This window comes from Vibrio sp. B1-2, from assembly GCF_963888445.1.
GTDB classification, from domain to species: domain Bacteria; phylum Pseudomonadota; class Gammaproteobacteria; order Enterobacterales; family Vibrionaceae; genus Vibrio; species Vibrio anguillarum.
In genome coordinates this window covers 1-661 of record NZ_CAWPJH010000032.1, presented here as the reverse complement: position 1 = coordinate 661, position 661 = coordinate 1, and the positions used below count along the sequence as shown (strand labels likewise).

Sequence of the window (661 nt, the reverse complement as noted above, 5' to 3'; positions counted from 1 at the left end):
CATGAAGTCGGAATCGCTAGTAATCGTAGATCAGAATGCTACGGTGAATACGTTCCCGGGCCTTGTACACACCGCCCGTCACACCATGGGAGTGGGCTGCAAAAGAAGTGGGTAGTTTAACCTTTCGGGGAGGACGCTCACCACTTTGTGGTTCATGACTGGGGTGAAGTCGTAACAAGGTAGCGCTAGGGGAACCTGGCGCTGGATCACCTCCTTATACGAAGATTACACTGATGAGTGTCCACACAGATTGATGGTTTATACAGTTTAAGAGACGATGCTGGGTCTGTAGCTCAGGTGGTTAGAGCGTTCGCCTGATAAGCGAGAGGTCGGTGGTTCAAGTCCACTCAGACCCACCAATTCTTCCTCCCAGAAGATTGGCACACAGTATCACACACCTGATGGGGTTATAGCTCAGCTGGGAGAGCGCCTGCCTTGCACGCAGGAGGTCTGCGGTTCGATCCCGCATAGCTCCACCATCTTTAAGCGCACTAGTAATAGTGTTTTTAAAAATGGTTTTCATTAGAAAATCGTGCTCTTTAACAATTTGGAAAGCTGACTGATAACAACGAACGTGTTTGTTGTTATCAAATAAAAGTTCTCAACATCAATACGTTTAACGTATTGATACCAAACACATTCAAGTGTTCTTGGGAAAGCT

Annotated in this window: 2 tRNA genes and 1 rRNA gene; all 3 read left to right on the top strand. The window is 47.0% G+C overall.

Annotated elements, in window-relative coordinates:
• Window positions 1-217, top strand: a 16S ribosomal RNA gene (locus AACQ75_RS09940); the annotation flags it as partial.
• Window positions 218-282: 65 nt separating this feature from the next.
• Window positions 283-359, top strand: a tRNA-Ile gene (locus tag AACQ75_RS09935).
• Between the two features lie 44 nt (window positions 360-403).
• Window positions 404-479: transfer RNA gene (locus tag AACQ75_RS09930), tRNA-Ala, on the top strand.
• The last annotated feature ends 182 nt before the right edge of the window (window positions 480-661 follow it).